We start from the raw sequence: 16,788 nt of genomic DNA, 5'->3' as shown, positions 1-16,788 counted from the left end.
ACCGACAAACTAGAACGTGTTCTCATTACCCTAGGTGCCGGACCGGCCCGGCAGCAAGGAGGCGTGCGTGGAACCGACGCGATTCCGCCGCGAGGTCGCGGGCTGGCTCGCGGACAACCTGACCGGCGAGTTCGCCGCGCTGCGAGGCCTCGGCGGGCCGGGACGCGAGCACGAGGCGTTCGACCTGCGCCTGGCCTGGGAACGCCACCTCGCCGCCGCGGGCTGGACGTGCGTCGGCTGGCCGGCGGAGTTCGGCGGCCGCGGTCTCTCCCTCGACGAACAGGTCGCGTTCCACGAGGAGTACGCGGCCTCCGGCGCACCCGCCCGCGTCAACCACATCGGCGAGCAGCTGCTCGGCCCGACGCTCATCGCCTTCGGCACGCCGGAGCAGCGACAACGGTTCCTGCCCAAGATCGTCGCCGTGGAAGAACTCTGGTGCCAGGGCTACTCGGAGCCCGGTGCGGGTTCGGACCTGGCCGCCGTCTCGACGTCGGCGGTCCTGCGCGACGGCGAATGGGTCGTCAACGGCCAGAAGATCTGGACGTCCCTGGCGCACGTGGCCGACTGGTGCTTCGTCGTCGCGCGCACCGAACCGGGGTCCCAACGCCACCACGGACTGTCGTACCTGCTGGTGCCGCTGCGCCAGGACGGCGTGACCGTGCGGCCGATCCAGCAGCTGACCGGCACGTCGGAGTTCAACGAAGTCTTCTTCGACGACGCCCGCACGCCCGCCGACCTGGTCGTCGGCGAACCGGGCGAGGGCTGGAAGATCGCCATGGCCACGCTCGGCTTCGAACGCGGGGTTTCCACGCTGGGCCAGCAGATCGGCTTCCGCCGCGAGCTCGACGACATCACCGCCGAGGCGAAACGGCTCGGCACCTACGACGACCCGCTGCTGCGCGCCGACCTCACCCGCGCCCGCCTCGGCCTGCGCGTCCTGCGCGCCCACGCCCTGCGGACGCTCGGCCGCCCGGCCGGACCGGAGGTCGCGGTCGGCAAGCTCCTGTGGGCCCAGTGGCACCGCGGGCTCGGCGAACTCGCGATGCGCGCCCGTGGAGCGCGTTCCCTGGTCGCCGACGGTGCCGAACTGGACGACGCCCAGCGGCTCTACCTGTTCACCCGCGCCGACACCATCTACGGCGGGTCGGACGAAATCGAGCGGAACATCATCGCCGAGCGCGTGCTCGGCCTGCCGAGGGAGGCCCGCCCGTGATCCCGCAGACAGTGCCTTTGAAAAACGTACCCGGCCACGACCTGTTGTCCGGCAAGGTCGTCGTGGTCACGGCCGCGGCCGGCACCGGCATCGGTTCGGCCGTCGCACGACGCTGCCTCGAAGAAGGCGCGAGCGTCGTCATCAGCGACTGGCACGAACGGCGCCTCGGCGAGAAGGCCGCCGAACTGGCCGAGCTGGGCAAGGTGCACGCCCTCCCGTGCGACGTCACGAAGGAAGACCAGGTCCAGGCGCTCATCGACGGCGCTGTCGGCCACTTCGGACGCCTGGACGTCATGGTCAACAACGCCGGGCTGGGCGGCACGAAATCGGTCCTGGACATGACCGACGACGAGTGGTCCCGCGTCCTCGACATCACGCTCACCGGCACTTTCCGCTGCACCCGCGCGGCGCTGAAGCAGTTCGTCGCCCAAGGCGGCGGCGGGGCGATCGTCAACAACGCCTCGGTGATCGGCTGGCGCGCCCAAGCCGGTCAGGCTCATTACGCCGCCGCGAAAGCCGGGGTCATGGCGCTGACGCGGTGTTCGGCCCTCGACGCCGCCGAGCACCACGTCCGCGTCAACGCCGTCGCACCGAGTCTGGCCATGCACCCGTTCCTGGCCAAGGTGACCAGCGACGAGCTTCTGGCCGACCTCACCAAGCAGGAAGCGTTCGGCCGCGCGGCCGAACCGTGGGAGGTCGCCAACGTCATGGTCTTCCTCGCCAGCGACTACGCGAGCTACCTCACCGGCGAAGTCGTCTCCGTCAGCAGCCAGCACCCCTAGGAGCTCCCGTGCCCGAAGCCTTCCTCCTCGACGCCGTCCGCACCCCGGTCGGCCGGCGCGGCGGCGCGCTGTCCGGGTGGCACTCCGCCGACCTCGGCGCGCACGTCATCCGGGCGGTCGTCGAACGCGCACGTGTCGACCCGGACCTCGTCGACGACGTCATCCTCGGCTGCACCGACACCCTCGGCCCGCAGTCGGGCAACATCGCGCGCACGGCGTGGCTGGCGGCCGGCTACCCCGACCACGTGCCCGGGGTGACCGTCGACCGGCAGTGCGGGTCGAGCCAGCAGGCGGTGCACTTCGCCGCGCAGGCCGTCATGTCCGGCACGCAGGACCTGGTGCTGGCCGGCGGGGTGCAGAACATGAGCCGCATCCCGATCAGCGCGGCGATGCTGGCCGGGCGCGAGTACGGCTTCGACGACCCGTTCTCCGGCTCGAAGGGCTGGCAGGAGCGCTACGGCAGCGTCGAGGTGTCGCAGTTCCGCAGCGCCGACATGATCGCCGAACACTGGGACATCAGCCGGGAGGCGATGGAGGAGTACGCGTTCCGCAGCCACCAGCGGGCCCTGGCGGCCATCGGCTCCGGGCGGTTCGACGCGGAGATCGCGCCGGTCGACGACTTCCGGCACGACGAAGGGCCCCGCCGGGACACCTCGGTGGAGCGGATGCGCGGCTTGAAGCCGCTGAGCGACGGGTCCCGCCTGACGGCGGCGGTGGCCAGCCAGATCTCCGACGGCGCCAGCGCGGCGCTGCTCGCCTCGGCAGCGTTCGTCGAGGAACACGGCCTGACGCCGAGGGCCCGCATCCACCACCTGTCGGTGCGCGCGGCGGACCCGGTGTGGATGCTGACCGGCCCGATCCCGGCGACGTCCCACGCGCTGCGTCGCGCGGGGCTCACCATCGAGGACATCGACCTGTTCGAGGTCAACGAGGCGTTCGCCAGCGTCGTGCTGGCGTGGCTGGACGAAACGGGCGCGGACCCGGCGCGCGTCAACGTCAACGGCGGCGGCATCGCCCTCGGTCACCCGATCGGGGCGACCGGCACGAAGCTCCTCGCGACCCTGCTGCACGAGCTGGAGCGCCGCGAGGGGCGGTACGGCCTGCAGACGATGTGCGAAGGCGGCGGCACCGCCAACGTCACCATCATCGAACGCCTGTCCTGAGCCGTCCGGATGCGGCCACTGGCCGGGGTCGACCGTGTTCCCGAGGGGAGAAGTGGATCTACGGTCGAGCCGAATCCGACGATGCGCGGCGCCGGCGGTGCCGCGCGACCAGGGGAGGAAATCGATGAAACGCATCGGCATGCTGGGTGTTGCCGCGCTCTTCGGCGCGTCGTTGTTCGCACTCGGCACGGGAACGGCGTCCGCCGATCCCTACGACTGCACGGTCACGCATCCCCAGGCGAAGAGCGCCGCGGCCGTGTGCACCAACGGCACCGGCGAGTACCGCGCCTGGACCCACTGCTCGTCCAAGTGGGCCATCGACTACGACCGCACGGGCCCGTGGGTCCGCGTCGGGAAGACCAGCACGGCGGTCTGCAACGTCTACAAGGGCGACAAGGCCGTGAAGTCCACGGTCGAGGTGCACTGAGCCGTCCCGGTTCGCCCGGCCGGCGGCGCCGGCCGGGCGGAACTCCGGGCTCAGCCCAGGGCGCGCAGCTTCGGGAGCACGTCCTCGGAGAACTGGCTCAGGAACCGCTCCTGGTCGTGGCCCGGGCCGTGGAAGACGAGGTGGTTCAGGCCCGCGTCGAGGTACGGCTTGATCTGCGCCACGGCCTCGTCCGGGTCGGACGCCACGATCCAGCGCTTGGCGACCTGGTCGATCGGCAGCTCGTCGGCCAGCCGTTCCATCTCCTCGGCCGAGGACACGCTGTGCTTCTGCTCCGCCGACAGCGACAGCGGCGCCCAGAACCGGGTGTTCTCCAGGGCCTTCTCGTGGTCGCGGTCGTAGGACAGCTTGATCTCGATCGTCCGGTCGACGTCCTCGAGGGACTTCCCGGCCGCCTCCGCGCCTTCCTTGACCGCGGGCATCAGCTTCTCGGTGTAGAGGTCCATGCCCTTGCCCGAGGTGCAGATGAACCCGTCGCCCGCACGGCCCGCGTACTTGGCCACCACCGGACCGCCCGCGGCGACGTACACCGGCACCGGCTGCTCCGGCCGGTCGTAGATCTTGGCGTCGACCAGCTCGTAGTAGTCGCCCTTGAAGTTCACGTTGTCGCTGGTCCACAGCTCGCGGATCAGCTTGATCGACTCGCGCAGGCGGGCGAAGCGCTCCTTGAACTCCGGCCACTCGCGCCCGGAGACGGCGATCTCGTTCAGCGCCTCGCCGGAGCCGACGCCGAGGATCACGCGGCCGTTCGACAGCAGCGACATCGTCGCGAACGCCTGGGCGATCACGGCCGGGTTGTACCGGAACGTCGGGGTCAGCACGCTCGTGCCGATCTGCACCCGCTTCGTGCGCTCGGCGACCGCCGGCATCCACGCCAGCGCCCACGGCGCGTGGCCGCCCTCGTGGCGCCACGGCAGGAAGTGGTCCGACACCCAGACCGAGTCGAGGCCGACCTCTTCGGCACGCACCGCGTACTCGACCAGGTCCCGCGGCCCGAACTGCTCCGCCGACGCCTTGTATCCGACCTTGAGCGCCACGCTGACTCATCCTCCCGTTTGCCGGCCGAGTCTCCGCAGGATCTCACCTGCCTCGGCCACTGTGCCCTCGACGATCCCGGCCACCGTGGGCAGGTCGTGGATCATGCCCACCACCTGTCCCGACGCTAGCACTCCCGCGTCCGTCCGGCCCTCGACCAGCCCCGCCCGCAACAGCATCGGGGTGTTGGCCGCCATGACCAGCTGACTCCAGGTCAGATCGTGGCCGTGCTTCATCGCAAGGCCTTCTTTGACCATGGCAACCGGGGACAGTCCGGTGATATTCCGGAACCGGAGAGCGTTGCGCGCGGCCTGCGCCAGGCCGCGGATCCGGCCCGTCCGTTCGAGCTTCTCGACGAGGTCGGTGCGCAGCACGCGGTGCGGCAAGCCGTCGACGCGGCGGGTGACGACCGTCCCGGTGAGCCCCTGCTCGAGGTAGACACGCTTGACGTCGTCGGGGACCGTGCTCTCCTTGCTGAGCAGGAACCGCGTGCCCATCGCGACGCCGGCCGCGCCGTAGGCCAGCGCGGCGGCCAGGCCGCGGCCGTCGAAGAAGCCGCCGGCGGCGACGACCGGGATGTCGACGGCGTCCAGCACCGACGGCAGCAGCAGCGTGGTCGCCACTCCCCCGGTGTGCCCGCCGCCTTCGCCGCCCTGCACGATGACGGCGTCCGCGCCCCACGCGGCGACCTTCTCGGCGTGCCGCGCGGCGCCGATCGACGGGATCACGACGATCCCGTGGTCGCGCAGCTTCGCGATCATCTCCTTGCGCGGCGCGAGCGCGAACGACGCCACCTTGACGCCCTCGCGGATCAGCAGGTCGACGCGGTCGCCGGCGTCGGCCGCGTCGGCGCGCAGGTTGACGCCGAACGGCTTTTCCGTGCGCTTCTTGACTTCGGCGATCGCGGCTTCCAGCTCGGCGAAGGTCATCGTGGCCGAGGCGAGGATGCCGAGCGCGCCCGCCTCGGCGGTCGCCGAGACGAGCCGCGGTCCGGCGACCCAGCCCATCCCGGTCTGCACGACCGGGTGCTCGACGCCGACGAGCTCGGTCAGCGCGGTCTTCACGCCGGGACTTCCTTGTCGCGCAAGCTCTTCGGGTCGACGACCTCGCGGATCAGCCGCAGCTCTTCGTCCGTCGGCTCGCGGCTGGTCTCGACGCCGGAGAAGTCGATTTCGAACGTCGTCGCCGCCACGACCTCGTCGCGGGTGACGCCGGGGTGCAGCGACACCGCCCGCATCGCGTGGTCGGCACCCCCGAAGTCGAACACGCCGAGGTTCGAGACGACCCGGTGGACGTCGTGGTACCTCTGCGCCGACGGCCCGGCTTTGGCCGCGTTGTCGTAGCCGACCCCGGACACGACGTCCACTGTGTCCACGAAGACCCGCGAAGAGTGCCGCGGAACCCAGTAGCTGGTGCGGTGGTTGACCGTGTTGCCCGGCGCGCCGCGCACGCCGAGCAGCTGCTTCTTCGGCCGGGCGTGGTCGCCGATGGCGGAGATGTTCTGGTTGCCGTACCGGTCGATCTGGTTGGCGCCCATCACGACGTGCCGGCGCCCGTGCGGGACGATCGTGTCGAGCATCTTGCGGAACGGCTGCCAGCCCTCGACCACGCCGCCGGTCGTCACGAGGTAGGCCTCGCCGTCGGACATCAGCAGGTCGGGTTCGAACGTCAGCCGCGCGAGCTTGGCGCCCAGCTGCGGGACCAGGCCCATCGGGCTGACCACGATCTCGCCGTCGCCGCGGAACACCTCGGCCATCGCCACGACGACGATCTCGGCCCGGGTCGCGCTCATGCCGCCTCCGCCTCGAACTTGTCCACTTCGGACAGGTAGGTGCGCTCGTCGCCGGACAGGAACCGGTCCGCGAACCCCGGCCACGCGTCGAGGTCCTTGGCGCAGGCCGCGTAGTGGCGCTGGAACCGTTCGTCCCGGCCGTAGTCCGGCACGGCCGTGGTGAAGTGCGCGCCGCGTGGGGATTCGACGACGCCGTCGACCGCGCTTCGGTTGAGCAGCAGCGACTGCACCGGCCCGCCCGCCGTCAGCTCGGTCGTGTCGACGACCTTTTCCACCGACACGAACCGCCGGTCCGCGGCCAGGCAGAAGAGGTCGTCGAAGTACGGGTCCGGGCCGAGGTACTGGGCGTTGCCGCGGGCGTCGGCGCGGTTGAGGTGCACGAGCGCGACGTCGAGGTGCTGCGCCGGGACCGCGACCAGCTCCTCGCCGTCGGCGTAGGGCGAGCGCACGGTCCGCAGGTCCGGGTTGGCGCGCATCACCTCCGAGCCGAGTCCGGCACGCGTCGGCAGGAACGGAAGCCGTTGCGCGGCCGCGGAAAGCGCGGCGCCGAACATGCCTTCGTCGTACTCGGTGACGGCGATGGCACCGGTCTCGCGGGCGCGGCCGAACCACGGGTCGAACGGGATCGAATCGAGCGTCACGAACCCGAAGACGACGCGCTTGACCTTGCCCGCCGCGCACAGCAGCCCGACGTCGGGGCCACCGTAGGACACCACGGTCAAATCGCGTACGGGCGTCCGGAGGATCGCGCGGACGAGCGCCATCGGCTTGCGCCGCGAGCCCCAGCCGCCGATCCCGATCGTCATGCCGTCCTTCAGCTCGGCCGCCACTTCGTCGGCGGTCGTGCGCTTATCGGCCATTCAAGAACTCCTCGCGGGCTTCGTCGGAGGCGCCGAGCAGGTTGAGCTCGAAGGTGAAGCCCTGCTCGAACCGGTAGCTGCGGTGCACCTGCTGGGTGTCGATGCCGTTCAGGGCTTCTTTGGCCGCCCGGATGACCCGCGGGTCCTTCTTCGCGATGTCCCGGGCGACGGCCAGCGCGGCGTCGTCCAGCTCCGCGCGCGGTACGACCTGATAGACCGACCCGTGCGCGTGCAGCTCGGCGGCGGTGATGGTGCGGGCGGTGAAGTAGAGGGTGCGCATCAGGTGCTGCGGCACGAGCCGGGCCAGGTGGGTCGCGGCGCCGAGCGCGCCGCGTTCGACCTCGGGGACGCCGAAGGTGGCGTCGTCGGACGCCACGATCACGTCGGCGTTCCCGACCAGGCCGATCCCGCCACCGAGGCAGAACCCGTGCACTGCCGCGACAACCGGCACCGCGCAGTCGTAGACGGCGCCGAAAGCCGCGTAGCAACCCCGGTTCGCGCCGACGAGCGCGTCATACCCTTCGCTGCGCTGGATCTCCTTGATGTCGACCCCGGCGTTGAACCCGCGGCCTTCCGCTCGGAGGATCACGACGTGCACGTCGGGGTCGCGGCCCGCCTGCGTGATCGCGTCGGCGAGGTCGAACCAGCCCCGCACGGGCAGCGCGTTCACCGGCGGGAAGTCGACCGTGACGGTCTCGACGTGCGCGTCGCGCTTGGTGAGGATGCCCATCAGCTCGCTCCGTAGACGGGTTCGGGCTCGGGCGCGCGCTCGAGCAGGTCCTTCACCACCGGGCCGAGTTCGGCCGGGTCCCACCGGGCGCCCTTGTCCACGGCCGGGCCGTGCCGCCACGCCTGGGCGACCGACACCTTGCCGCCTTCGACCTCGAACACCCGTCCGGTGACGTGCGCGGACTCCTCGCTGCCGAGCCAGACGACCAGCGGCGAGACGTTCTCCGGCGCCATCGCGTCGAACCCTTCGTCCGGACGCGCCATCGTCGCGAAGACCGCCTCGGTCATCCGGGTCCGCGCGGCCGGCGCGATCGCGTTCACCGTCACGCCGTAGCGCGCCAGCTCGGCCGCCGCCACGACGGTCAGCCCGGCGATACCCGCCTTCGCCGCCGAGTAGTTGCCCTGGCCGACGCTGCCGAGCAGGCCCGCGCCGGAGCTGGTGTTGATCACCCGGGCTTGCGGTGTCCGCCCGGCTTTGGCTTCGGCGCGCCAGTGCTCCGCGGCGTGCCTCAGCGGCGCGAAGTGTCCCTTGAGGTGGACGCGGACGACCGCGTCCCACTCGTCTTCGCCGAGGTTGACCAGCATCCGGTCGCGGACGAACCCGGCGTTGTTGACCAGCACGTCGAGGCGGCCGAAATGCGTCAGGGCGGTGTCGACGAGCGTCTTGGCCCCGGCCCAATCGGCGACGTCGGAGGTGTCGGCCAGGGCTTTCCCGCCCAGGGCTTCGATCTCGGCGACGACTTCCGCGGTCGCGTCGCCGTCCACGTCGTTCACCACCACCGGCGCGCCTTCGGCGGCGAAGGCGAGGGCGTGCGCCCGCCCGATGCCGCGGCCGGCGCCGGTCACGACGACCACCCGATCCTGGCACAACCCGCTCACGAATCCTCCCGTTGGTTGACGTCGGCCGCGGCGAGGAACGCCGGGACCTCTCCCCCGCCGTGCACGAGCAGGGTCGCGCCGGAGACGTAGGAAGCCAGGCCGGAGGCGAGGAAAGCGGCGCAGGCGCCCACTTCCGCCGGCTCGGCCAGCCGGCCCAGCGGCACGGTCTTGCCGACCGCTTCGACGGCGGCCTCGCTGCCGTAGTGCAGGTGGGCCTGTTCGGTGCGCACCATGCCGACGTCGAGGGCGTTGACCCGCACCTTCGGCGCCCACTCGACGGCGAGGCTGGCGGTCAGGTTGCCGAGCCCGGCCTTGGCGGCCCCGTAGGCGGCGGTCCCGGGCGACGCGCGCGTGCCGCTGACGCTGGAGATCATCACGATCGAGCCGCCCGTGCTCTGGCGTTGCATGACGGCGTTGGCGTGCTGCGAGACCAGGAGCGGGGCCAGCAGGTTGAGCTGGACGACCTTCTCGTGCAGCCGCGGCGAGGCGGTGGCGGCCGGCGAGTAGGGGGCCCCGCCGGCGTTGTTGACGACGACGTCGAGCCGGCCGTGGTTGTCGACGATCCCGTCGATGAGCGCCTTGACCTGCGTTTCGTCCCGGACGTCGCAGGGGACGAACTCGGCGTCGGTGGCGGCTTCGCGCCGGGCGCAGGTGACCACGTGGGCGCCCTGGGCGAGGAACACGTCGGTGATGCCCCGGCCCACCCCGCGGACGCCCCCGGTCACCAGCACGACGGCGCCGGACAGGCCCAGATCGGTCTTCACTCCCCAAAACTAGAACACGTTCCAACTTTGGGCAAGGTCGTGCGATCATGGACGCATGACCGACCAGTGGCCCCTCGCGCCACCCGGCGCGGCGGACTGGCTCCGAGACCTGTGCGGCGACGGGCTGACCGGCTTCCTGCCGCCGGCGCTGCCCGACGCGGCCTGGGTGCTCAACGCGATGTACGAGCACGAGGAAGGGCCGACCGGCACGACCCACCACGAGTACCGGCAGGCGCGGCTGGCGGAGGGCGGGGTCGAACCGGTCGTCGTCGGAGGAATCGACCTCGAAGCCAGGACCGTCACCACGGGCGGCGGGCTGGGCCGCGCGGAGCACCCCGGCCCCGGCTGGCGACGGCTGCGCTGGGCGGAACTCGCCGAGCGCACCGGCGACCCCCTCGTTCCTGAGGGGCAGTTGCCCGGTTACCAGTGCTTCCCGTCGGTCAAGACAGGCGGCAGCTGGCCGCTCGGCATCATCCCGCCCACCGAGGGAAGCCTCGACCGCGAAACCTGGACGCGGCTGATCGACCTGCTCACCGAGCACGGTCCCGCCGGGCCGGACACACCTTGCTTCGCCTACTACAGCCCGGCCTTGTTCGGGTTCCTCGACGTCGAGACCCTCGTAGTGCGCGCCGGCCATCTCGGCGACGCCGAAGCCCTCTACGACCACCCCGAGGTCGGCTTCAGTCCCTCGAACCTCTGGCCCATCGACCGGTCGTGGTGCCTGGCCACCGACTACGACCTGTGGGGCACCAAGGTCGCCGGTCCGACCACCTTGATCGAGACTCTCCTGAACGACCCCGAACTCGAAGCCGTGCGACTCGACCCGAACTAGAACGCGTTACGACTCACGCTTGGCGGCGTCGTACTCCGCGTTGGCCGCCATCACCTCGGGCATCTGGCCCTCGACGTCCTCGATCAACGCCAGCAGCAGCGCCGCCGTGCGGCGGCCGCGGGGGGTCAGGCTGTACTCCACCTTCGGCGGGATCGTCGGCTGGGCCTCGCGGTGGACGAACCCGTCGCGCTCGAGGGCCTGCAGCGTCTGGGCGAGCATCTTCTCGCTGACCCCGGACACCCGCCGGCGCAAGGCGTTGAAGCGGAGCGTGCCGTCGTGGAGGGCGGCCATCGCCAGGATCCCCCACCGGCCGGTGATGTGCTCGAGCGTCGCCCGGGACGTGCACGCCTGCGCGAACACGTCGAACAGCACCTGCCCGTGCTCGTCCAGCCACTCCGGCGCCTCGCTCATGCCGTCCACGGTACCTCGCCCGCCGGGGAAACCCAGGTGAGGATGCTCACCAATAGTTTGCACTTTCGAATAGTTAGTACACTCTGTCGGTAAGCAATCCAACAGCGAGGAGCAGCAGATGATCGTCGTCACCGGTGCCACCGGCCAGCTCGGCCGCCTGGTCGTGGAAGGCCTGCTGAAGAAGGTCGCGCCCGGCGAGGTCGTCGCCGCCGTGCGCGATCCCGCGAAGGCCGCCGAGTTCGCCGCGCGCGGCGTGCAGGTGCGGCGCGCCGACTACGACGACCCGGCGAGCCTGGCCGCCGCCTTCGCCGGGGCGGACAAGGTGCTGCTCATCTCGAGCAGCACGCCCGGGCAGCGGCTGGCCCAGCACGAAGCCGCCGTCGCGGCCGCGCGCGAGGCCGGGGTCGGTCACCTCGCCTACACGAGCGTCCTGGCCGCCGACACGACGAAGCTGTTCGTCGCGCCGGACCACAAGGCCACCGAGGAGGCCATCCGCGCGTCGGGCCTGCCGTTCACCTTCCTGCGCAACGGCTGGTACACCGAGAACTACGCGCAGACGATCGCCCAGGCGCTCGCCGTCGGGTCCTTCGTGGGCAGCGCCGGCGAGGGCAAGCTGGGCGGCGTCCCGCGGGTCGACTTCGCGGAGGCGGCCGTCGAGGTCCTGACCGGCGAAGGCCACGAGGGCAAGGTGTACGAGCTGGCCGGCGACGAGCCGTGGAGCTACGCCGACCTCGCCGCCGCCGTGACGGCCGCGGCGGGCAAGCCGGTCACCTACCAGGACCTGCCCGGCGAGCAGTACCGGAAGGTGCTCGTCGGCGCCGGGCTGCCCGAGCCGGTCGCGGCCATGCTGGCCGATGCCGACCGCGGCATCGCCGAGGGCGAGCTGGCGTCGGACTCCGGCGACCTGCGCCGCCTGCTCGGCCGGCCGACGACGCCGCTCGCGGAGGCCGTCACCGCCCTGGTCAAGGGCTGAGGTCCGGCCCCGGGGACCGGAGAGCCGAGGCGCGCAAGGCCGCCTGCATGGCGAACCGGGCCCCGGGGTCCTCCAGCCGCTCGCCGAACGCCTCCCGCAGCTGGCGCACGCGGTACCGGACCGTTTGCGGGTGGACCGACAGGTTCACCGCGATCTTCTCCGAGTTCCCGCCGTTTTCCAGCCACGACAGCAAAGTCTCGCTCAGCCGGCGGCGCGTGCGGTCCGGGAACCGGGCCAGTGGGGCCAGTTCCCGGCGGGCCACCTGGTCCGCCAGGGCCGGGTCGCAAAGCAGCCACAGCTCCGTCAGGTGCTTCGCGCACCACGTCACCGGGGCGTCCGGCAGCGCGCCTTCACCCACCAGCCGCAGCGTCGTCCGCGCCCAGCGCAGGGACTGCGCCGACGCCGACGGCGGGACCGGCGGTCCCACCGCGGCCCGGACGCCGAGGGCGGCGAGCCACCGCTCGTCCACCGGCGCCGGCACCACCAGGCAGGGGCGCGGCGGTTCGAGGTCGGCCAGGACCTCGGGCCCCCAGCACGGTTCCACCGGTGCTTCGAGGACCACGGCGGCCACCTCGGCGGGCACCGGCCAGCCGGCCGCCGTCGCGAGCTCGGCCACGACCGCGTCCGTCGGCGCGACCGGGCCGGTGACCAGGCGCAGCAGGCGACGGCGCAGGCTCGCCCGCGTGCCGCCGAGCTCCGCCTCGGCCTCGCGGTGCCCGCGGATCGACATCCGCGCCAAGTCGTCCGCGTAGGCGAACAGCATCTCCGCCAAGCGCGCCATCACCGCCGACGACAGCCGTTCGCGGCGGCCCAGGCGCATGATCCAGCGCCAGCCGGCACGGGTGCCGATGCGGTACGCCGTCTGCAGGTCGTCGAGGCTCCGGCCCTCGTACGCCTCGCCCGCGCCGAGCCGGCGGCACGTCTCGTACAGCCGGTCCCGCGGCGCCAGCGGGTCCTCGACCAGGTCGACGAAGAGGACCACCGCGCACTCGACGCCGTGGCGGGTCACGCGGCCGTGCCCGGCGTACACCGGGACGGCCTGCCACACCTCCCGGACGATCCATTCCACCAGCGCGGGGATCGCCGGGCGCATGAGCGCGGCCAGCTCCGCGCGTCCGGAAACCTCGTGCGCCACCGGGACTTGCTGCCGAGCTCGGTCGCCGGACACCGGGCTCCCTTCGCGGGGCGGGTCAGCTTTACCGAGCGGTAAAGCAGCGAGACCGTAGAGTACACCTCCATGAGCAGGCCGCGGTCCCCTGATCGATCCAGCACGCGCCGGAGCCCGGCCGCCCGGCCCACCGACGGCGAGCTGCTCGACGCCGCCCGCGCGGTGTTCGCCGAACGCGGGTACGCCCAGGCCACCATGGACCTGATCGCCGCCCGCGCGGACTCCACGAAACCGACTCTCTACGCGCATTTCGGCGACAAAGCGGCGCTGTTCCGCGCCACCGTGAGCCGGGAGGTCGCCGTGCTGCGGAACTGGGTTCTCACGGCGTACGAGACCGCGAGCGCGAGCCCGCTCGAAGACCGCGTCCGGCTCGCGGTGATGGCCATGTTCCGCTACGCCGGCGCGCACCCGGACAGCTTCCGGATGCTGTACGACTCCGCCGTCGACGAGATGTCGAACGAGCGCCGCGCGCTCGCCGACACCGTCACCACGCACGTCGTCGACCGCGTCCGGGAGCACCTGCTCGCCCACGGCCGCACGCCCGGCCCCGGCGCGGACCTGCTGGCCGCGATGATGGTCGGCCTGGTCGGCCGGGCCGCGATGCACGTCTCCCACTCCCCCGGCGTCGACCCGATCGCCGCGGGCGAGCTGGCCACCGGGTTCGTGGTGGCCGCCCTGCGCGGGCTCGAACCCGCCCTGCTGGACCACGTCGACGCCGGGCGGCCGTGCGCCACCTGAGCGTCCACACGGGACTGTTTGTCACCGGCTGAACAATTCCGCCCGGCAAATCGGCGACCCCCTTGCCTTTTCCCGCATTTCGAGAAAGCGTTTGCGGATATTCCGGTTTTCCCGCAGAAGTGGGGTCAGTCATGATTCGTCTGCTTTCCGCTGTCGCCGCGGCCGGCCTCGCCGCCGCCGGGCTAGCCTTCGCCACCGCGCCCGCGGCTTCGGCCGCGGCGTGCACCGACGTCGACGTGCCGGTCGCCCGCGGCACGTTCGAACCCGGCACGCTCGGCCTCATCGTCGGCGACCCCGTCTACCAGGCCGTGCAGAACCAGCTGCGGCCGCGTTCGGTGAGCGGCTACCGCGTCGACTACCCGGCCGACCTCGGCGAGCCCGCGTCGGTGCAGAAGGGCAACACCGACCTGGTGAACCACGTCAAGGCGCAGGCCGCGGCCTGCCCGCAGCAGCGGTTCGTGCTGGTCGGCTACTCCCAGGGCGCCAACGTCGTCGACAATTCGATCGGCGTCAGCAGCGACGGCGCGGTCGTCGGCGGCCCGATCGTCGCGACCATCCCGGCGGAGCTGGCCCCTCGGGTCGCGGCTGTGTTGCTGTTCGGCAACCCGATCCGGGCGATCGGCCGTCAGGTCACCGGGACGTACCAAAGCCGCACCAAGGACTACTGCGCCGACGGCGACCCGATCTGCCAGGCCGGCGGCGCGAACTTCCTGGCTCACCTGAGCTACGGCGGCGACGCCTCCGACGCCGCCGCCTTCGCCGCGGGCGAGCTCTGACTGCTCAGCAGTTGGCCGGGGCCTGCTCACCGTTGAAGCGCTTCACGATCCACTGGTGGGCATCCGCGTTCCCGGCAAGGATTCCGGTGGCGTGGTCGGAGATGTAGGTCTGCCACTGCTCCCGGACGCCGGCGGCGCAGTACGCCCGGTGCAGCGCCTCGGCCTGCGGGGTGTTGACGATCTCGTCGGTGCTCGCGTGGTACTGGAACACCGGCACCCGCGGCGGGTTCGCGCCCAGCTTGTTCTGCGCCAGCCGCGCCTGCCACTGCGGCGTGCTCAGCGGGTTCGATGTCGTGTAGTCGCTGATCTTCTTGAACGAGTAGTTCAGCAGGAGCTCGGCGACGCACGCGTTCTTCTTCGCGTCGTTCAGCTGCTGCCGCCCGGTTTCGTTGAGGAACGAATCGAGCTTCAGCTCCGGGTACGCGGCGTCGAGCCCGACCGCGGCGAACGCGAGGAACCCGAACCCGACGTACCCGTCGAGTCCTTTCGCGACCTCCGTCAGATCGGCCGGCACCCCGCCCGCGACGACGCCGACGACGTTCAGCTCCGGCGCGTACGCGGGCGCTTTCTCCCCCGCCCACATCGACGCGCCGCCGCCCTGGGAGTACCCCTGGAAGATCACCTTGGCGGTCTTGGCCAGCTTGGCGGCCGGGAGGTTCTGCGCCGCCCGCACCGAGTCGATCACGGCCGGTCCTTCGGACTGCCCGGTGATGTACGTCGGCGTGGTCGCCGGCGAGTAGCCCTCGTAGTCGGTCACCGCGACGGCGTACCCGCTGGACAGCGAGTCGTTGATGGCGGGCTGGTCGTAGAGCGTGCCCCGTTCCATCGCCTTCGACGCCGCGCACTTGAACGCCGGGCCCTGCGTGCCGACGGCATACCCGACGATCGGAGCGGCGGCCGGGTCCTTGCCCTTCGGCACCAGGATCGTGCCGGTCACCGCGTCCGGCCGGCCCAGCGCGTCGGTCGAGAGGTACATGACCTGCCAGGTGTCGGCGTTGGCGGCGTTCAGCAGCGGCACCGACGGGCGCCACCGCAGGACGTCCCCGGGCTTGCCGGCCGGCAGCGGCGACGGCGGGGTGTAGAACGAGTCGTCGAACGGGCCGGGCAGGATCGGCGCCGCGGTGGCACCGGCCGGCGGGCTCGCGGCCACGACCCCCAGCGCCGCCAGGGAGACGCCCAGGAGCGCGGACAGCACGCGTCGCAAGTGGACAGACTTCACCACAACCTCCATCGGGGAAAGGGGAATGCGCTCAGGCGGGGAGGCCGAGCGCGCCGGCCAGGACCGGCCACGAGTCGTGCAGGGCCCGCTGCCAGTACGGCCAGCTGTGGGTGCCCGGCCCGTAGTAGTCGACCGTCGCCGGGATGCCGGCTTGGCGCAGCTTGTCGGTGAAGCTCTGCGAAGACAGCAACGCCGACGGTTCGAGCACGTCGGACTGCCCGGGTGGGTCGAGCGGCCCGGTCTGCCCGTTGCCGCAGGAGATGTAGAGCGCCGTGCCGCGCAGGTCCTGCACGTGGTCGTAGGGGTTGTGCGACGACCAGATCGGCTGCATCCCGAAGGAGTCGCCCCACAGGTTCAGGTAGTTGAAGATCCCGGCGCGCGCGAGGATGCCGATGATCCAGATCGGGATGCCCGGGTAGAGCGTGTTCGGCACGCCGGAGTACGACGCGGCCGCGGCGAACATCCCCTTGTGCTGGAACGCGTACGCCATGGCGCCGTAGCCGCCGATCGACAGGCCGGCGACCGCGCGGCGCGTGCCGCCGTGGTAGCCGCGTTCGACGATCTGGCGGACTTCGGCGGTGTGGAACGTGTCCCAGTCGGGTTTGCTCGACAGCCCGAAGTTCCACCACTTCGTGTACATCCCGGCCGGGCCGTCGGTCGGCATCACGACGAGGGCGTCCTTCGTCGCGGTGAACGCCTTGACGTCGGTGAACTGGTCCCAGGACTTGTAGTCGACGGGCTCGCAGCAGCCGTGCAGCAGGAACAGCACCGGCCAGGTCCGCGTCGGCTGGGAGGCCCAGCCGGACGGCACGATCAGCCGGACCATCCCGGTGGTGCCCAGGGCTGGGGAGTCGATCTTCAGGTCGACGGTCCGGGCGTCGAGCCAGGTCTCCTGGACGACCTTCGCGCCGTCGTCGGCCACGGCGGTGCTCGCCTGGGCGGCGGTGACGCCACTGGCGACCAGGACCACGACGGCCAGCATCAGCAGGGTGGCTCTCATCGGAGTCTC

19 protein-coding genes are annotated in these 16,788 nt (G+C 71.7%); 8 read left to right on the top strand and 11 right to left on the bottom strand.

Going from position 1 to position 16,788, the window contains the following annotated elements; all coding sequences use genetic code 11:
- Positions 1 to 67 precede the first annotated feature (67 nt).
- From ACIRSS_RS09295 to ACIRSS_RS09280, 4 genes are all read left to right on the top strand, one after another.
- Positions 68 to 1,213 carry an acyl-CoA dehydrogenase family protein gene (locus ACIRSS_RS09295; RefSeq protein WP_400892544.1) on the top strand — a complete coding sequence of 382 codons (1,146 nt, stop codon included), beginning with the start codon at positions 68 to 70 and terminating at the stop codon, positions 1,211 to 1,213.
- Positions 1,214 to 1,230: 17 nt separating this feature from the next.
- The gene (locus ACIRSS_RS09290; RefSeq protein ID WP_400892542.1) at positions 1,231 to 1,995 is read left to right on the top strand and encodes an SDR family oxidoreductase; all 765 of its coding nucleotides are present in this window, start codon (positions 1,231 to 1,233) and stop codon (positions 1,993 to 1,995) included.
- A gap of 8 nt (positions 1,996 to 2,003) precedes the next feature.
- A complete protein-coding gene (locus ACIRSS_RS09285) occupies positions 2,004 to 3,158 on the top strand; it encodes an acetyl-CoA C-acetyltransferase (RefSeq protein WP_400892539.1) in 1,155 nt (384 codons plus the stop codon).
- 124 nt (positions 3,159 to 3,282) lie between these two features.
- On the top strand, positions 3,283 to 3,585 hold the full coding sequence (locus tag ACIRSS_RS09280) for a hypothetical protein (protein ID WP_400892536.1): 303 nt from the start codon (positions 3,283 to 3,285) through the stop codon (positions 3,583 to 3,585).
- A 50-nt stretch (positions 3,586 to 3,635) separates the two neighbouring features.
- Here ACIRSS_RS09280 and fgd read toward each other — a convergent pair whose 3' ends face one another.
- From fgd to ACIRSS_RS09245, 7 genes are read right to left on the bottom strand one after another with little or no spacing between them, the layout of a single operon-like run.
- Entirely contained in the window at positions 3,636 to 4,640 is a 1,005-nt protein-coding gene (gene fgd, locus ACIRSS_RS09275; RefSeq protein WP_400892534.1) for a glucose-6-phosphate dehydrogenase (coenzyme-F420), read from the bottom strand.
- Positions 4,641 to 4,646: 6 nt separating this feature from the next.
- A complete protein-coding gene (locus ACIRSS_RS09270) occupies positions 4,647 to 5,702 on the bottom strand; it encodes an NAD(P)H-dependent flavin oxidoreductase (RefSeq protein WP_400892531.1) in 1,056 nt (351 codons plus the stop codon).
- Entirely contained in the window at positions 5,699 to 6,430 is a 732-nt protein-coding gene (locus ACIRSS_RS09265; RefSeq protein ID WP_400892529.1) for a CoA-transferase subunit beta, read from the bottom strand. The genes ACIRSS_RS09270 and ACIRSS_RS09265 overlap by 4 nt, the downstream gene beginning before the upstream one ends.
- On the bottom strand, positions 6,427 to 7,290 hold the full coding sequence (locus ACIRSS_RS09260; protein WP_400892527.1) for a CoA transferase subunit A: 864 nt from the start codon (positions 7,288 to 7,290) through the stop codon (positions 6,427 to 6,429). The genes ACIRSS_RS09265 and ACIRSS_RS09260 overlap by 4 nt, the downstream gene beginning before the upstream one ends.
- Positions 7,280 to 8,020, bottom strand: a complete 741-nt coding sequence (locus tag ACIRSS_RS09255; RefSeq protein WP_400892525.1) for an enoyl-CoA hydratase family protein — start codon at positions 8,018 to 8,020, stop codon at positions 7,280 to 7,282. Before ACIRSS_RS09255 ends, ACIRSS_RS09260 begins: the two co-directional genes overlap by 11 nt.
- Complete coding sequence (locus ACIRSS_RS09250; protein ID WP_400892523.1) at positions 8,020 to 8,898, bottom strand: SDR family oxidoreductase; 879 nt, start codon at positions 8,896 to 8,898, stop codon at positions 8,020 to 8,022. The genes ACIRSS_RS09255 and ACIRSS_RS09250 overlap by 1 nt, the downstream gene beginning before the upstream one ends.
- Positions 8,895 to 9,662, bottom strand: coding sequence for an SDR family oxidoreductase (locus ACIRSS_RS09245; protein ID WP_400892521.1), 768 nt, complete (start codon positions 9,660 to 9,662; stop codon positions 8,895 to 8,897). Before ACIRSS_RS09245 ends, ACIRSS_RS09250 begins: the two co-directional genes overlap by 4 nt.
- Positions 9,663 to 9,717: 55 nt before the next feature.
- On the opposite strand from ACIRSS_RS09245, the gene ACIRSS_RS09240 reads away from it, so the two are divergent.
- Positions 9,718 to 10,494, top strand: a complete 777-nt coding sequence (locus tag ACIRSS_RS09240; RefSeq protein ID WP_400892519.1) for a hypothetical protein — start codon at positions 9,718 to 9,720, stop codon at positions 10,492 to 10,494.
- A gap of 6 nt (positions 10,495 to 10,500) precedes the next feature.
- On the opposite strand, the gene ACIRSS_RS09235 is transcribed toward ACIRSS_RS09240, so the two are convergent.
- Positions 10,501 to 10,905, bottom strand: a complete 405-nt coding sequence (locus tag ACIRSS_RS09235) for a winged helix-turn-helix transcriptional regulator (protein ID WP_400892517.1) — start codon at positions 10,903 to 10,905, stop codon at positions 10,501 to 10,503.
- Positions 10,906 to 11,023: 118 nt separating this feature from the next.
- Here ACIRSS_RS09235 and ACIRSS_RS09230 point away from each other — a divergent pair, with 118 nt between their 5' ends.
- A complete protein-coding gene (locus ACIRSS_RS09230) occupies positions 11,024 to 11,878 on the top strand; it encodes an SDR family oxidoreductase (RefSeq protein WP_400892514.1) in 855 nt (284 codons plus the stop codon).
- Here ACIRSS_RS09230 and ACIRSS_RS09225 read toward each other — a convergent pair.
- Positions 11,868 to 13,046, bottom strand: coding sequence for a helix-turn-helix domain-containing protein (locus tag ACIRSS_RS09225; protein WP_400892512.1), 1,179 nt, complete (start codon positions 13,044 to 13,046; stop codon positions 11,868 to 11,870). The two genes, ACIRSS_RS09230 and ACIRSS_RS09225, sit on opposite strands and share 11 nt — an antisense overlap.
- Before the next feature lie 69 nt (positions 13,047 to 13,115).
- Between ACIRSS_RS09225 and ACIRSS_RS09220 the strand changes: the two genes are divergently transcribed.
- Together ACIRSS_RS09220 and ACIRSS_RS09215 are read left to right on the top strand one after the other, a co-directional pair.
- Positions 13,116 to 13,784 (top strand): TetR/AcrR family transcriptional regulator, encoded by a 669-nt coding sequence (locus ACIRSS_RS09220; RefSeq protein WP_400892510.1) that lies wholly within the window; start codon positions 13,116 to 13,118, stop codon positions 13,782 to 13,784.
- A gap of 131 nt (positions 13,785 to 13,915) precedes the next feature.
- Positions 13,916 to 14,560 carry a cutinase family protein gene (locus ACIRSS_RS09215; RefSeq protein ID WP_400892508.1) on the top strand — a complete coding sequence of 215 codons (645 nt, stop codon included), beginning with the start codon at positions 13,916 to 13,918 and terminating at the stop codon, positions 14,558 to 14,560.
- Between the two features lie 4 nt (positions 14,561 to 14,564).
- Here ACIRSS_RS09215 and ACIRSS_RS09210 read toward each other — a convergent pair whose 3' ends face one another.
- Both ACIRSS_RS09210 and ACIRSS_RS09205 read right to left on the bottom strand, forming a co-directional pair.
- On the bottom strand, positions 14,565 to 15,779 hold the full coding sequence (locus tag ACIRSS_RS09210) for a lipase family protein (protein ID WP_400892506.1): 1,215 nt from the start codon (positions 15,777 to 15,779) through the stop codon (positions 14,565 to 14,567).
- Between the two features lie 31 nt (positions 15,780 to 15,810).
- On the bottom strand, positions 15,811 to 16,779 hold the full coding sequence (locus tag ACIRSS_RS09205) for an alpha/beta hydrolase (RefSeq protein ID WP_400892504.1): 969 nt from the start codon (positions 16,777 to 16,779) through the stop codon (positions 15,811 to 15,813).
- Positions 16,780 to 16,788 lie beyond the last annotated feature (9 nt).

Source organism: Amycolatopsis sp. NPDC101161 (genome assembly GCF_044768185.1).
In the GTDB taxonomy this organism is placed as follows: domain Bacteria; phylum Actinomycetota; class Actinomycetes; order Mycobacteriales; family Pseudonocardiaceae; genus Amycolatopsis.
Note: the sequence above shows the minus strand (reverse complement) of the source record. Positions and strands in the feature narration are given on the sequence as shown.

Excerpts from the sequence above, each read along its gene's own strand:
- ACIRSS_RS09230 (WP_400892514.1), top strand. The coding sequence starts at position 11,024 with ATGATCGTCGTCACCGGTGCCACCGGCCAGCTCGGCCGCCTGGTCGTG.
- ACIRSS_RS09260 (WP_400892527.1), bottom strand. The coding sequence starts at position 7,290 with ATGGCCGATAAGCGCACGACCGCCGACGAAGTGGCGGCCGAGCTGAAG.
- ACIRSS_RS09215 (WP_400892508.1), top strand. The coding sequence starts at position 13,916 with ATGATTCGTCTGCTTTCCGCTGTCGCCGCGGCCGGCCTCGCCGCCGCC.
- ACIRSS_RS09235 (WP_400892517.1), bottom strand. The coding sequence starts at position 10,905 with ATGAGCGAGGCGCCGGAGTGGCTGGACGAGCACGGGCAGGTGCTGTTC.
- ACIRSS_RS09220 (WP_400892510.1), top strand. The coding sequence starts at position 13,116 with ATGAGCAGGCCGCGGTCCCCTGATCGATCCAGCACGCGCCGGAGCCCG.
- ACIRSS_RS09205 (WP_400892504.1), bottom strand. The coding sequence starts at position 16,779 with ATGAGAGCCACCCTGCTGATGCTGGCCGTCGTGGTCCTGGTCGCCAGT.
- ACIRSS_RS09255 (WP_400892525.1), bottom strand. The coding sequence starts at position 8,020 with ATGGGCATCCTCACCAAGCGCGACGCGCACGTCGAGACCGTCACGGTC.
- ACIRSS_RS09280 (WP_400892536.1), top strand. The coding sequence starts at position 3,283 with ATGAAACGCATCGGCATGCTGGGTGTTGCCGCGCTCTTCGGCGCGTCG.
- ACIRSS_RS09265 (WP_400892529.1), bottom strand. The coding sequence starts at position 6,430 with ATGAGCGCGACCCGGGCCGAGATCGTCGTCGTGGCGATGGCCGAGGTG.
- ACIRSS_RS09240 (WP_400892519.1), top strand. The coding sequence starts at position 9,718 with ATGACCGACCAGTGGCCCCTCGCGCCACCCGGCGCGGCGGACTGGCTC.